This window comes from Nocardia sp. 852002-51101_SCH5132738 (assembly GCF_001665695.1).
In the GTDB taxonomy this organism is placed as follows: Bacteria; Actinomycetota; Actinomycetes; order Mycobacteriales; family Mycobacteriaceae; genus Nocardia; species Nocardia nova.
Window position 1 is genome coordinate 57870 of sequence record NZ_LZML01000102.1, and the last position, 14139, is coordinate 72008.

12 protein-coding genes and 1 riboswitch are annotated in these 14139 nt (G+C 68.3%); of the genes, 9 read left to right on the forward strand and 3 right to left on the reverse strand.

Annotation, left to right across the window (positions count from 1 at the left end):
- The first annotated feature begins 86 nt into the window (after positions 1–86).
- A complete protein-coding gene (locus A5789_RS14000) occupies positions 87–800 on the forward strand; it encodes a hotdog fold domain-containing protein (RefSeq protein WP_030517713.1) in 714 nt (237 codons plus the stop codon).
- A gap of 140 nt (positions 801–940) precedes the next feature.
- Here A5789_RS14000 and A5789_RS14005 read toward each other — a convergent pair whose 3' ends face one another.
- Positions 941–1537 carry a TetR/AcrR family transcriptional regulator gene (locus tag A5789_RS14005; RefSeq protein WP_063013117.1) on the reverse strand — a complete coding sequence of 199 codons (597 nt, stop codon included), beginning with the start codon at positions 1535–1537 and terminating at the stop codon, positions 941–943.
- 96 nt (positions 1538–1633) lie between these two features.
- Here A5789_RS14005 and A5789_RS14010 point away from each other — a divergent pair, with 96 nt between their 5' ends.
- Positions 1634–2716 carry a hypothetical protein gene (locus tag A5789_RS14010; RefSeq protein ID WP_064906798.1) on the forward strand — a complete coding sequence of 361 codons (1083 nt, stop codon included), beginning with the start codon at positions 1634–1636 and terminating at the stop codon, positions 2714–2716.
- Positions 2717–2870: 154 nt separating this feature from the next.
- Complete coding sequence (locus A5789_RS14015; protein ID WP_063013121.1) at positions 2871–5054, forward strand: malate synthase G; 2184 nt, start codon at positions 2871–2873, stop codon at positions 5052–5054.
- A 155-nt stretch (positions 5055–5209) separates the two neighbouring features.
- Here A5789_RS14015 and A5789_RS14020 read toward each other — a convergent pair whose 3' ends face one another.
- Positions 5210–6352, reverse strand: coding sequence for a serine hydrolase (locus A5789_RS14020; protein ID WP_082940704.1), 1143 nt, complete (start codon positions 6350–6352; stop codon positions 5210–5212).
- Between the two features lie 204 nt (positions 6353–6556).
- On the opposite strand from A5789_RS14020, the gene A5789_RS14025 reads away from it, so the two are divergent.
- The 6 genes from A5789_RS14025 to A5789_RS14045 all read left to right on the forward strand — a co-directional run bounded on the left by A5789_RS14025 (position 6557) and on the right by A5789_RS14045 (position 11028).
- On the forward strand, positions 6557–7312 hold the full coding sequence (locus A5789_RS14025; protein WP_064906821.1) for an NAD(P)H-dependent oxidoreductase: 756 nt from the start codon (positions 6557–6559) through the stop codon (positions 7310–7312).
- Between the two features lie 283 nt (positions 7313–7595).
- Positions 7596–7727: a hypothetical protein gene (locus A5789_RS38265; protein WP_255401986.1), complete on the forward strand. Its 132-nt coding sequence runs from the start codon at positions 7596–7598 to the stop codon at positions 7725–7727.
- 53 nt (positions 7728–7780) lie between these two features.
- Entirely contained in the window at positions 7781–8329 is a 549-nt protein-coding gene (locus A5789_RS14030) for an HNH endonuclease (protein WP_063013127.1), read from the forward strand.
- A 55-nt stretch (positions 8330–8384) separates the two neighbouring features.
- Complete coding sequence (locus A5789_RS14035) at positions 8385–8645, forward strand: WhiB family transcriptional regulator (protein WP_030517719.1); 261 nt, start codon at positions 8385–8387, stop codon at positions 8643–8645.
- Positions 8646–8749: 104 nt separating this feature from the next.
- Positions 8750–10423: a substrate-binding domain-containing protein gene (locus tag A5789_RS14040; protein ID WP_193615603.1), complete on the forward strand. Its 1674-nt coding sequence runs from the start codon at positions 8750–8752 to the stop codon at positions 10421–10423.
- Between the two features lie 95 nt (positions 10424–10518).
- Complete coding sequence (locus A5789_RS14045; protein WP_227463143.1) at positions 10519–11028, forward strand: helix-turn-helix domain-containing protein; 510 nt, start codon at positions 10519–10521, stop codon at positions 11026–11028.
- A 20-nt stretch (positions 11029–11048) separates the two neighbouring features.
- Here the strand turns inward: A5789_RS14045 and gcvP are convergent, their stop codons facing one another.
- Positions 11049–13862 (reverse strand): aminomethyl-transferring glycine dehydrogenase, encoded by a 2814-nt coding sequence (gene gcvP, locus A5789_RS14050; RefSeq protein WP_064905474.1) that lies wholly within the window; start codon positions 13860–13862, stop codon positions 11049–11051.
- A 169-nt stretch (positions 13863–14031) separates the two neighbouring features.
- Positions 14032–14127, reverse strand: a riboswitch (glycine riboswitch).
- Positions 14128–14139 lie beyond the last annotated feature (12 nt).

Sequence of the window (14139 nt, forward strand, 5' to 3'; positions counted from 1 at the left end):
GTGCGGATCGTCCGGCGGACCCGAGGATGTCGGTGGGTGCCGCTATGGTCCCTGGGTCGGCACACAATCGAGAGGTTCGGACGCGGATGACTGTCGGTACGGCGATCACCATTCCCACGCATATCCACGGTTATCCGGATCTGGCGTTCGGCGGCTACGTGGCGGGCATGCTCGCCGATCGCGTCGGCGGTGAGGTGCGCGTCGACTTCCGGCGCGGTGTTCCGGTGCGCACCCCGGTCCTGATCACCGATTCCGAATCCGGCAGTGTGCTCACCGATTCCGACGGCACAATCCTCGCCGAGGCGAGCCCGGGTTCGGTGGAATTAGCCGTCACCCCGCCACCCGCATGGGAAGAGGCGGTTGTCGCGTCTCGCGACTCGTTCGCCGCGGGCCGGCCCATTCCCGACTGCTACGGCTGCGGCACCGCGAATGCACCGGGCCGGGGCCTGCGACTGTATCCCTGGCGGATGCGCGACCACGATCTCGTCGCGGCCGCCTGGGTTCCCGATGCCGAATTGGCCGGGCCCGGAGGGCATCTGACCACGGAGAACATCTGGTCGGCCGTCGACTGCCCCGGCGGCTGGGCAGCCATCGAACTGTCCGGAATGCGGCCCGGGGGCGTCACGGCCGCCCTCACCACCCGTCGCATCGGACCGGTTCGCGCCGGGGAGAAGTACCTGGTCTGGTCCTGGCCGATCGCCGCCTCCGGGCGCAAACACACTGTCGGCGTGGCCATTTCGACGCCGAAGGGCGATCTGCGGGTCCTGGCCGAAGCGCTGTGGGTCGAGCCCCGGCGGTAATCTCCCCTGCCGGTCAGTCCGGCAACTCCTGGCTGCACGACGGCAGTGGTCAGCTTCCCGCCTGACCCGAAACCCGGCGGCTCACGATGGCATACCGCGAGCTCCCGGCACCGTGCCGACGAATCTCGCGATCGGTTCGCCTACTCTCCGGCGCCCGCCAGACTGCGATAGGCGGCAGCGTAGGAATCCGGGCGTACGTCGCCCATCAACAGGTACTGCTGCAGGAAGCCCATCATCGCGCCGAGCATGACCTGGGCGAGCGCGTCGATATCGGCTGCGGCGGAGAGCAATCCGGCCTCACGGGCGCGCAGGAGCAATTCCCGCCAGGCGTTCCGGACTTGAGCCAGGCGTTCACGGACGATCCCGGCCACCACCTCGTCCCGCCCGGCCTCCGCCCACGCCTGCACCGCGACGCGCGGAATATCGCCGTCGCGAGCCAGATCCGCGATCTGCCCGAGCACCGACTCCAGCGCATCGATCGGCGCCACCGGCGTCGCCCCCTCGGTGAGCCGAGCCAGATTCGCCGTCATCCGGCCGAGCACGGAGTCGGCGATCGCGCGGATGATGTCGTTCTTGGATGCGAAATAGCCGTAGACCGCCCCCGCCGACATCCCCGATTCGGCGATCACCGCCGACATCGTCGTCTTGTGGAATCCCTCCCGGGCCACACAGCGCACGGCGGCAGCGATCAGCTGGTTTCGCCGGGCGGTGCGACGCTGTTCGGTCAGTCGCGGCATGTCCGCATCATAAAAGAACGTTCGTTCTTGACAATCTCCCGGCCGCGGGCGCATGCTCGAAATACAAAAAGAACGTTCCTTCTCTTTGGAGTTGCGATGCGACCGTCGCCCGCCACCGTTCTCGGACCGGTTCTGGCCCTGTCCGCCCTGATCACCGTGCTGGTCACGGCCTTCGCCTGGCCGACCTCCAACCTGGCCCCACGTCACCTCCCGGTCGGGCTGGCCGGCCCGGCCCCCGCCGTCGAACAGGTGCGCCAGGGCCTCGGCGCGCTCGGCGATTCGGCGATCGACACGACGACGTATCCCGACCGCACGACGGCCGTTCAGGCCATCGAGGATCGCGATATCTACGGCGCCATCGTGATCGGCGCGAACGGACCGGAGGTGTTGACCGCCTCCGCCGCCGGCCCGGCCGTCGCCCAAGCCCTGACCGAAGCCGCCCGGAGCATGAGCCGATCCGCTGCGCCGCAGACGAATTCCGGGCAGTCGCCGCAGCCCGGTAGTCCTGCCGCGGGCCAACCCGCACCCAGCACCCCGATCCCGCAACAGCTTTCGCCGGCGCCGGTGGTCACCGATGTCGTCGCCACGCCTGCCGCCGACCCGCACGGCGCGGTATTCGGCCTCACTCTGGTCCCCATGGTCATCGGCGGCCTGTTGACCGGCGCCGCCCTGTCGCTGCTGGCGCTGGGCCGCACCGCCCGGATCGGCGCGGCCGTAGCCGTCGCGCTCATCGCCGGATTCGCCGTCACCGCCGTTCTGCACACCTGGCTCGACGTGCTGACCGGAAATTACCTCGCCAACGCGGGAGTGGTCGCCCTGGCCATCGGCGCGATCGCACTCGCACTCCTCGGCCTGCGTGCCGTGCTCGGCCTCGCCGGACTCGGTGTGGGCGCGGCAACCTTTGTCGCACTGGGCATTCCACTCTCCGGCGCCATGTCCGCACCGGAACTGCTGCCGACCGGCTGGGGCACCCTGGGAACACTGCTCCCGCCCGGCGCGGCCGCCACCGCGCTGCGCTCGACCGCCTATTTCGGCGGTGCGGGCTCGGCAGCGGCACTGGCGGTGCTGAGCTGCTGGGCCGTGGGCGGCTTGTTGCTGGCGACTGTCCCCCGGCGCACCCGCCACCTTCCCGAGCCGGCGCACGACACCGAAACCGCACAGCTCGCCCGGACGGCCTGATCGCCCCGGAGACGCCCCGGGGCAGCCGACCCCAGTTGTGGCCCACGATACAATCGGGCCTGCTCAATCGATGCCGACCGCGACCACGCAACTACCCATGGGTAACATGACAGGCGTACTTTTTCCATCCGGCTTTCTCGAAATGAGGCAGTAGATGACAGAGCGGATTCAGGTCGGCGGGCTCCAGGTGGCCAAGGTTCTTCACGACTTCGTGGAGAACGAGGCGCTCCCCGGCTCCGGCGTAGATTCCGCCGCGTTCTGGACCGGTGCGGAGAGCGTCATCAACGACCTCGCTCCCCGCAACCGCGCCCTGCTGGCCGAACGCGACGAGATCCAGGGCAAACTCGACGCCTGGCACGCCGAGAACCCGGGCAAGGGCTACGACAAGGCCGCCTACAAGAAGTTCCTCGCCGAGATCGGCTACCTGCGCGAAGAGCCCGCCGATTTCGCCATCGGCACCCAGAACGTCGACGACGAGATCGCGACCACCGCCGGCCCGCAGCTGGTCGTGCCGGTGAGCAACGCGCGCTTCGCCATCAACGCCGCCAACGCGCGCTGGGGCTCGCTCTACGACGCGCTCTACGGCACCGACGCCATCTCCGAGGCCAACGGCGCGGAGAAGGGCACCAGCTACAACAAGGTCCGCGGCGACAAGGTCATCGAATGGGCGCGCAACTTCCTCGACGACGCCGTGCCGCTGATCACCGGCTCGCACGTCGGCTCCAAGGCCTACAAGATCGTCGACGGTGAACTCGAGGTCACCCTCGAGGACGGCACCGACATCGGGCTGGCCGATTCCTCGGCCCTGGTCGGCTACCTGGGCGATCCGTCCGCGCCGAGCTCGATCCTGCTGCGCCACAACGGTTTGCACATCGACATCCAGATCGACCCGGAATCGCCGATCGGCAAGACCGACGACGCGGGCGTGAAGGACGTCGTGCTCGAGTCCGCGGTCACCACGATCATGGACTTCGAGGACTCGGTCGCCGCGGTCGACGCCGAGGACAAGGTGCTCTGCTACCACAACTGGCTGGGCCTGATGAAGGGCGATCTGGCCGAAGAGGTCAGCAAGGGCGGCAAGACCTTCACCCGCACCATGAACCCGGACCGGGTGTACACCGGCCTCGACGGCAACGACGTGGTCCTGCACGGCCGCTCGCTGCTGTTCGTCCGCAACGTGGGCCACCTGATGACCTCCGACGCGATCCTCGACGCGCAGGGCAACGAGGTGCCCGAGGGCATCCTCGACGGCCTGATCACCTCGCTGATCGCGGTGCACTCGCTCAACGGCAACGCCAAGGTCAGCAACTCGCGCACCGGTTCGGTGTACATCGTGAAGCCGAAGATGCACGGCCCCGACGAGGTCGCCTTCGCCAACGAGCTGTTCGGCCGGGTCGAGGATGTGCTGGGCCTGCCCCGCAACACCCTCAAGGTCGGCATCATGGACGAGGAGCGCCGCACCACCGTCAACCTCAAGGCCTGCATCGCGGCCGCGAAGGACCGCGTGGTGTTCATCAACACCGGCTTCCTGGACCGCACCGGCGACGAGATCCACACCTCCATGGAGGCCGGCGCGATGATCCGCAAGGCCGAGATGAAGAAGCAGCAGTGGATCCTGGCCTACGAGGACTGGAACGTCGACAAGGGCCTGGCCACCGGCCTGCAGCACAAGGCGCAGATCGGTAAGGGCATGTGGGCCATGCCGGATCTGATGCACGACATGCTCGAGCAGAAGATCGGCCACCCGCGCGCCGGCGCCACCACCGCCTGGGTGCCCTCCCCGACCGCCGCCACCCTGCACGCCACCCACTACCACCTGGTGGACGTGTTCAAGCGGCAGGCCGAGATCGCCAAGGGCGGCCCGCGCGCCACCGTCGACCAGATCCTGGAGATCCCGCTGGCCGCCGACACCAACTGGTCGGCCGAGGAGATCCGCAACGAGCTGGACAACAACTCGCAGTCCATCCTGGGCTACGTGGTCCGCTGGATCGATCAGGGCGTCGGCTGCTCCAAGGTGCCCGACATCAACGATGTCGCGCTCATGGAAGACCGTGCGACCCTGCGCATTTCGAGCCAGCTGATGGCGAACTGGCTGCGCCACGGCATCGTCACCGAGGCGCAGATCGTCGAGAGCCTGGAGCGGATGGCGCCCGTCGTCGACCGGCAGAACGCCGGTGACGCCGCCTACAAGCCGATGGCCCCCGACTTCGCCGGCAGCGTCGCCTTCCAGGCCGCCAAGGAACTGATCCTCGAAGGTGCCTGCCAGCCCAACGGCTACACCGAGCCCATCCTGCACCGCCGCCGCCGCGAGGCCAAGGCGCTCGCCGCGAAGGGCTGATCCGAAACTCGTCGTGACCCTGTCGCGGCGAACCGTGACGTCGCAGCCCCGGTCGTATCGAACGACCGGGGCTGCTTCGCGCTCGGAACACTCTTTGGCGGCCGGCGTCCGTGCGGCTTCGCCGCGGAGGTCCCGTCGATCGCACGCGCCGACGATCACCCGCCGACGAAGGCCTCTATCAGCACGCAGGTCGCGTCGTCCAGCGCCTTGTCGGCGGAGTCGGCACAGCAGTTGGTCGCCGTCGCGAAGGCCACATCGCGCGCCGGCCCCAACCAGGTGGTCGCCAGCCACAGCAAATTGCTACCGGTATGGGTCAGCGCGACACCGCCGGACCAGTCCCTGGTCGTGACGCGCCAACCGGCGGCGTAGTCGCCACCTGGCGGCGGTTGATGCAGACGCGCCATCGTCGCCGCGGACAGCAAGGTCGGCTCACCGCGAGCACCCCGGACGTGCATGGTGAGGAATTTCCCCCAGTCCGCGAGACCGACATGGACCCGTCCCGCCGGTCCGTAGGCCGGTGGGTTGTCCGCGCGCGGATCCGCGGGTGCAATGGGTTCGAGCGTGTTCCCCGCACCGGGTTCGAGCGCGTTCCCAGCATTCGTATGCCCCCACGGCTGATCGACGGCGGTGCCGTTGCCGGGCGGTCCGAAGCCGGCCGACGTCATGCCGAGCTTCGCGAACAGCTCGGTCCGAATCATGTTCTCCCACGGCGTCTTCGCGATCCGTTCCAGCACGATGCCGAGGATCAGATAGCCGGCATTCGCATAGGCGTACGTGCCGGGTGCCTGTGCGGGCGGGCGGCTCAGCAGCGACCGCACGGCTCGGATCCGGGCGCCGGGGTCATCGCCGTCGGACCACATCCGCTGCTTGATGTCGGCGGGCATGGCGGCCGGGGCGCCGCCGCGATGCTGGAGCAACTGTTCGATGGTGGTGGCGCGATAACCGGGGTCGATCGTCTCACCGGCGAGCACGGTGTCGAGGCGATCGGAGAAAGCGAGTTGTCCGCGATCGACGAGGAGACCGATCAACGTCGCGGTCATCGCCTTGGTGTCGGACCCCAGATGCCATTCGTCGGCCGTCGTCACCGGCGTCGGATCTCCCAGTTTCCGCACCCCGCTCGCCCATGAGCCGATCAGGGTGCCCCCGCGCCACACCGCCGCCGCGAGCGCGGGAAGACCCGCCTCGGCACGAATGGCCTCCAGCTTGCCGGCGACAGCGCTGGAAGGCGCGAATGCGCCCTCCCCGCCCGTCACAGTGGCGGTCTCCAAGTTTTCGAGCACTCGTCGATCTGTCGACATATCACTCCCCCAAGATGTCGTGACGGAGATCTGCGGCGACCCCTCGGCCACAGAGTATCAGCACGCCCGCTCCCACAATTCGATTGCCGCGCAATATTTTCCAACCAGTTTGTCACGCAAATCTCACATTCCGGTCCTGTCGGCGACACATCCGGGCGCTCGGGCGCGGGAATGCGCGGCGGTATCGAACCGTTGTCGCCACATATGCGAATTCTGATCGTGTATGCGCATCCCGAACCCGATTCGCTCACCGGAGCTCTCAAAGATGTTGCGGTGGAACACCTTCGCGGCGCAGGACATGAGGTCGTGGTCAGCGATCTGTATGCGATGGGCTGGAAGGCGCAGGCCGATGCCGCCGATTTCGGTGAGTCCGGTACGGGCACCTTCATGCAGGCCTCCGGCGAGGCGTACAGCAACGGCACGCTGACCGCCGATATCACGGCTGAACAGGACAAACTGCGGTGGGCCGACGCGGTGCTGCTGCACTTTCCGCTGTGGTGGTACTCGATGCCCGCCATCCTCGAGGGCTGGGTGGACCGGGTGTTCACCAACGGCTTCGCCTACGGATCCGGCAGCACGGCGCTGCCCCGATACGGTGCGGGCGCGCTGAGTGGGCGGCGAGCCATGCTGGTGGTCTCCATCGGCGGACGGGAGCCGGCCTACTCCGAACGTGGCATCAACGGCCACATCGACGACCTGCTCTTTCCCATCCACCACGGCATCCTCTACTACGCCGGCATGGATGTGCTGCCCCCGTTCCTCGTCCACGGCACCATCCGGGTCGACTCCGAACGTTTCTCCGCCATCGCCGACGACCTGCGGGCGCGATTGTCGCGGATCGACGCGATCGAGCCGATCCCGTACCGCACCCAGGCCGGCGGCGATTACGACCGCAGCCTGCGACTGCGGGACGGCTTGGGCTGCGACGCGACCGGATTCGGGCTGCACTGCGCAGGCTGAGATGCGCACCAGGCTGAAGACCGGACCCACAGATCCGATCGCCCTACGCCGGTCGCGGCGTGGCCGAACACACACACGACTCCGCGAGGTCAGGGAATAGTTCGAACACCCCCAGCGCTGTAACTGCGGCAACGGGGGTTAGCGTCGCCCGCCGGATCGGTTGCGGCGACGAAAAAATGACCCGACAACGGCGGTAACGCTGTGTCACCATGACAACGATGATCAACCGGTCCCGCCGCACAGCGGGGCCATTCGACGAGTAACGGGAAGGAGGAGGTGGCCGATGTATCCGAAGAGTATGCGCGACGAGATGAACGATCTTGCCGGGCAGCGACATTCGACCGGCGTCGAGCAGTCGCAGAGCATTCTGCGGCAAGCCGAGCGGGAATCCGGTCGCCTCTTCCGGCAGGCCTGATCGGCTCCCCCTCCTCTCCTCGTTCCACTTTTTCACGAAACATGGTGACCCCCATGCTGTCTCGTCACGCCGAAAGAACTCTCGCTCCCGACAACTGGATACACGCCCAGGTACTGGTCCTCAACGCGTCCTACGAGGCGCTGACCGATATCGGCGCGGATCGCGCGGTCGTGCTGGTGATCAGCGGGACCGCCGAGACCGTGGCCGAGCGGCAACCGCATTTCCCGATTCGCTCCAAGCATCTGGAAATCGCTCTGCCGCAGACGATCCGGTTGCTGCGCTACGTCTATCTCGAGCACAGCGTGCTCGTGCACGACGAGAGCCGGGCCACCCTCGCGGGTGTGCTGCGGCGGGACCGTCACCGGTGCGGATACTGCGCCGGCTGGGCCCGCACCGTCGACCACATCCGCCCGCGCAGCCGGGGCGGGCCCAATACCTGGAACAACCTGGTCGCCGCCTGCGGACCGTGCAACACCCGCAAGGCCGACCGCACCCCGGACGAGGCCGGGATGCGACTGCTCTGGGAACCCAAGGCGCCCACCGACATGCAGCGGCGGCAACGGCGGATCTGGAAGGACCTCGTCGCCACGGGCGCACAGTGAACAGCCACCGGCGCACAGTGAACACCCGCACATCCCGAGGAAGGAGGGATCCGATATGACAACTACGACTCCGGCACTCACCCTGGTGGATCTGCTCCCGGTCTCGGATACACAGAGCTGGGACCAGGCCGCATGCAAGGGTGACCCGAACCACGATGCCTGGTTCCCGTACCCGTCGCAGGACTTCGACTACGCGCGCGGAATCTGCGCCGGCTGCCCCATTCGCCGGCAGTGCGCGGAGTTCGCGGCCGGCACCGGCCAGTCCGGTGTGTGGGGCGGTCACGAATTCGACCGCGGCAAGCTGATCCGCGACTGAGAACGACACGTGCGAGTGGTCCGCGTCACTCGCACGATCCGAGCCCGGCGCTCGACCGATCCTGGTCGAGCGCCGGTTTTCGCGTGACCATACACTGGAAAATCGTGGGCACACATCGCAGCGCGGACGGATCACGGGGCGTCAGCAAAGGTTTGGTTATCACCGTGGTGGCGGTCCTGCTGCTGATCGTGGCGGTCGCCGGTTGGTTCTGGCTCAGCAATCGTTCGGCATCGGAGAACCGCAGCGCCGCCGGCCAGTGCATCGAGGGCCCGGTGACGCTCGCGGTCACCGTCGATCCCGATATCGCCGCTCCCGTGCGCGCCGCCGCCGACCGCTACAACGCCACCCACCCCCAGATCCGCGATCACTGCGCGAAGGTCTCCGTCACCGAACGGACCACCGCCGCGATGGTGACCGGGCTCACCGCCCCGAACTGGGACGCCAAGCTCGGCCCACAACCCGGTCTCTGGATTCCGAGTTCTTCGCGGGCGGTCGAGCAGATGCGGGTTCCGGGACTGGTGCAGGGCACGCCCGCCTCGATCGCCGTCAGCCCGATCGCGGTGGCCGCCCCCGGCACCCTGGCGCAAGCGATGGAGAAGGCCAACCTCAGCTGGTCGGATCTGGCGCGCCTGCAGCGCGGATCGCTCGGCGATATCGGCCTCGGCAGCTGGGGTCCGCTGCGGATGGCGATGCCACCGGGTGACGATTCGCTGGCCGCCGCGGTCGCGGTCGGGTCGGCCGTCTCCGGCTCCGATCCGCTGACCGATGAATCCGCCGCGTCCGGTCAGGTCATCGCCGCCATCTCCGGATTGGCCGCCGACGCACCGGAATCCGGGGACACCGCCTCCGCGCTGGCGGCGGTCGCCGATTCCGCGCAAGGCCCCAACTCCCCAATCCACGCGGTAGCAGTTACCGAGCAGCAAGCCAAGACCCGGCCGAGCGTCGCGCTGTTCCATCCGACCGGTGCCGCGCCGGTCGCCGATCATCCCGCCGCGATGCTCACCGGAAGCTGGGTCGACAAGACCCAGAACCTGGCGGCCGGCATGTTCGCCGACTTCCTGCGCGCTCCCGAACAACAGAAGCTGTTCACCGACAACGGATTCGGCGCCGCGGCCGCCACACCCACCGCGGTGCCGGCGAAGTCGGTCCTCGATCGGGTGCAGTCGGTGCTCGCCCATCCGGTCCTGGGCGTGCAGGCCACCATTCTCATCGACACCTCGGCGTCGATGGCACCCAGCGACGGTTCGATGTCGCGGTTGAACAACGCTCTCGCCGCGGTCCAGTCGACCCTCGACACGATGCCGCCGGATTTCGGTGCCGGCGCCTGGATCTACGCCAATCAATTGACCGACGGCAATCCCTATCGAATGGTCGCGCCCACCCAGGCGCTCACACCGCAACACCGCTCCGAATTGTCCACGGCCCTGGGCAACGTCACGCTGGCCGGTTCGAGCACCGACCGCACTTACCCGTCGCTCGAGGCCGCCTACCGCAGCGCGGTGAAGAACTATTCCCCGGGTAAGACGAATTCGGTGCTGCTCATCACCGGCGGCCCCAACGACAATTCCTCGGTGACCGGGGATCAGCTGATCACCGATATCACCGGCGTCGCCGATGCCGCGCATCCGGTGCGGGTGGATGTGATCGTCGTGGGCGGCCAGGGGGCGCAGACCCTGCAGAATCTGGCTCAGAAGACCGGCGGCACCTACACCAAGGTCAGCACCTCCGACGACATGACCTTCGGCACCGCGGTCAACCACGCGCTGACCACGCCGTAGGGCCGTTGGCCGCCGGCTTCACCAGCCAGCGGATCTCGGGCACCGTCACAGCCGCTAGTGCTAGTAAGATGCAAGCAGTTGGCGAAGGAGGTGTGGTGTCCGAGGAACAGCTTTCGGAACAGCGGTCGGGCTGTCCGATCAACGCCGCCGTCGAGGTGGTCGGCGATCGGTGGACGATGCTGGTGCTGCGCGACATCATGTTCGGCGACCGCCGTCATTTCCGGCAGCTGCAGTCCCGGTCGGAGGAGGGCATCGCCTCCAATATCCTCGCCGACCGGCTCAAAACCCTCGTCGACGCCGGACTGCTGACCCGCGACGAGGTCCGCCGCGGACAGCGCGCCACCTACAGCCTCACCGAACCCGCGATCCAGCTGGTTCCGGTCTTGGCCGCCCTCTCCTCCTGGGGCCTGCGACACCGTCCGACAACCCCCGGATTGCGCGTCCGCGCGGAACTGCTCGAGGCCGGCGGCCCGCAACTGTGGGCGGAATTCATGGACGAGCTGCGCGAACGCCACCTCGGGATCGCGCGCCCGGATACCGGCAAGCCGACCGCCACCGAACGCCTCGCCGAGGCCTACGCGCAGGCGGTCGCCGCCGAAGCGTGACCCCGCGCTCGGCCGAGAACTCAGTCGGTGTAGGCCTCGAGCGGCGGGCACGAGCACACCAGATTGCGGTCACCGAAGGCTCCGTCGATGCGCCGGACCGCGGGCCATACCTTGGCCCGGCCGGAGTGCACACCCAGCGGGTAGACGGCGGTCTCCCGGCTGTAGGGATAGTCCCACTCGCCGACGAGCGAAGCGGCGGTATGCGGGGCGCCGCGCAGCGGGCTCTGCTCGACCGGCCAGGTGCCGGCGGCAACCTCGTCGATCTCACCCTTGATCGCGATCATCGCGTCGGCGAAGGCGTCGAGCTCTTCGAGGTTCTCACTTTCGGTGGGCTCGACCATCAGCGTCCCGGCGACCGGGAAACTCATGGTCGGGGCGTGGAATCCGTAGTCGGCCAGGCGTTTTGCCACATCGTCGACGGTCACGCCGGTGCGCTTGGTGATCTCGCGCAGATCCAGGATGCACTCGTGGGCGACCATGCCGTTCTCCCCGGTGTAGAGCACCGGGAAATGCGAATCCAGCCGCCGCGCAAGGTAATTGGCCGAGGCGATCGCGGTCAGCGTGGCCCGGCGCAGGCCGTCGGCGCCCATCATCCGGATATAGGCCCAGGTGATCGGCAGGATCGAGGCCGAACCGTACCGCGCCGCGGACACCGCGTGCGAATCCGGCTGCAGCGGATCGCCGGGGAGGTAGGGCGCCAGATGTTCGCGCACCGCGACCGGGCCCACGCCGGGACCTCCGCCGCCGTGCGGGATACAGAAGGTCTTGTGCAGGTTCAGGTGCGAGACGTCGCCGCCGAAGCGCCCCGGGCGGGCAAGTCCCACAAGAGCATTCAGATTCGCGCCGTCGACGTACACCTGTCCGCCCGCATCGTGCACAAGCGCGCACAACTCGGCCACCTCGTGTTCGTACACGCCGTGGGTGGACGGATAGGTGATCATGATGCAGGCCAGCCGATCGGCGTGATCGGCGATCTTGGCGCGCAGATCGTCCAGATCGACGTCGCCGTTGTCCCGGCATTTCACGACCTCCACCCGCAGCCCGGCCATCGCCGCCGACGCGGCGTTGGTGCCGTGCGCACTGGAGGGAATCAGGCAGGTGTCGCGGTGGGTGTCGCCGCGGTCGAGGTGATAGCGGCGGATCGCGAGCAATCCCGCGTACTCGCCCTGACTACCGGCATTGGGCTGCAGGCTCACCCGGTCGTACCCGGTGACCGCGGCCAGCCAGTGCTCGAGATCCTCGATCACCCGCAGCATGCCGGGCGCGTCCTCCAGCGGCGCGTACGGGTGCAGGCGCGCGAAACCGGGCCAGGTGATGGGCTCCATCTCGGCGGTGGCGTTGAGCTTCATGGTGCACGAACCGAGCGGAATCATGCTGCGGTCCAAGGCGATATCCTTGTCCGACAGCTGCCGCAGATACCGCAGCATCGCGGTTTCGGTGTGATAACGGGTGAACGCCGGATGCGTCAGATACGCCGAGGTCCGGGTTTCGATCGAGGGCAGCGTGGCCGTCTCCGGCACCCCGTCGGCGCCGAAGCATTCCAGCACGATCGCCACCTGAGCCTCGGTGGTCGCCTCGTCACAGGCCACCGCCACATGGTCGGCGTCGACGAGACGCAGGTTGATACCGCGCCCCTTCGCCTTGGCGACCACGGCCTCGGCGCCACCGGGCACCGACACCAGGACGGTGTCGAAGAAGCGTTCGTGCACGACCGCGTCGCCGAGCCCGGTGGCGAGCCGCTCGGCGTGACCGTGCACCCGCCGCGCGATCGCGCGCAGCCCGTCGGCGCCGTGGTAGGAGGCATACATCGCGGCCACGATCGCGAGCAGCACCTGCGCGGTGCAGATGTTCGAGGTCGCCTTCTCGCGGCGGATGTGCTGTTCGCGGGTCTGCAGCGCGAGCCGGTAGGCGCGGTCCCCGTCGGCGTCGACCGAAACGCCGACCAGCCGGCCGGGCAGTTGCCGCGCGTGTGCGGTGCGCACCGCGAGATATCCGGCGTGCGGGCCGCCGAAGCCGAGCGGGACACCGAACCGCTGGGTGGTGCCGAAGCATACGTCGGCGCCCTGCTCCCCGGGCGGGGCGATGAGCGTCAGCGCCAGCAGGTCGGCGCCGACCGCGACCAGCGCACCCCGCGCGTGCGCCGCGGCGATCACCGCGGTCGGGTCCGCGATCCGGCCGGAGGCGCCCGGAGTCTGCAGGACCACGCCGAAGAAGTCGCCCTCGGGCAGTTCGCCGGAACTCAGATCCGCCTCGACCAGCGTGATGCCGAGCGGTTCGGCCCGGGTGGTCAGCACGGTTCGGGTCTGCGGGAACAGGTCGGCATCGATGAGCAGGCGCTGGGAGGTGCTCTTGCGGTTGGCGCGCTGCAGCAGCGTCATCGCCTCGGCGGCGGCGGTGGCCTCGTCCAGCATGGAGGCGTTGGCCACCTCCATCCCGGTCAGATCGGAGACCATGGTCTGGAAGTTCAGCAGCGCTTCGAGCCGGCCCTGGCTGATCTCGGGCTGATACGGCGTGTACGCGGTGTACCAGGCGGGGTTTTCCAGCAGGTTGCGGACCAGCACCGGCGGGGTCAGGGTGTCGTAGTAACCGAGGCCGATCATCGACGTGGCGACGGTGTTCGAATGCGCCAGCGCCGCAAGTTCGGTGAGAGCGTCGTGTTCGGAGACCGCGGCCGGCAGCGCGTCCAGTCCGGTCTCGCCGGCGGCGTCCAGAATGCTCGCGGACACGGCACGTGCGGCGAGTTCGTCCATCGACCCGACGCCGACGGTATCGAGGATCCGATCCAGTTCGGTGGTGTCGGGTCCGATGTGGCGGTCGGCGAAACTACGGGTCACGGCAGCTCCAAGGCTCGGGCGGGTCGACCGGCACCCCGGGTGCCACCGTCGACGACTGTCGGCCCTCCCCCTCTGTCGTGGCGCCTGAGAGATTCGGGGTCGCGCGCGATCCCTTTCCCCATGGGCGGGCGGCCCGCATTGTGTGCGGCCGCCGCTTTCCAGAGGCGTCGAACTCCGTACGGTCCCTGATGCCTGAGAGATTGACGGGGAGGTGCTGCTCCTTCGGCGTCCGGGACGAAACCCGGAACTCTCCCGCACGGCGGCGACGCACCCTCAG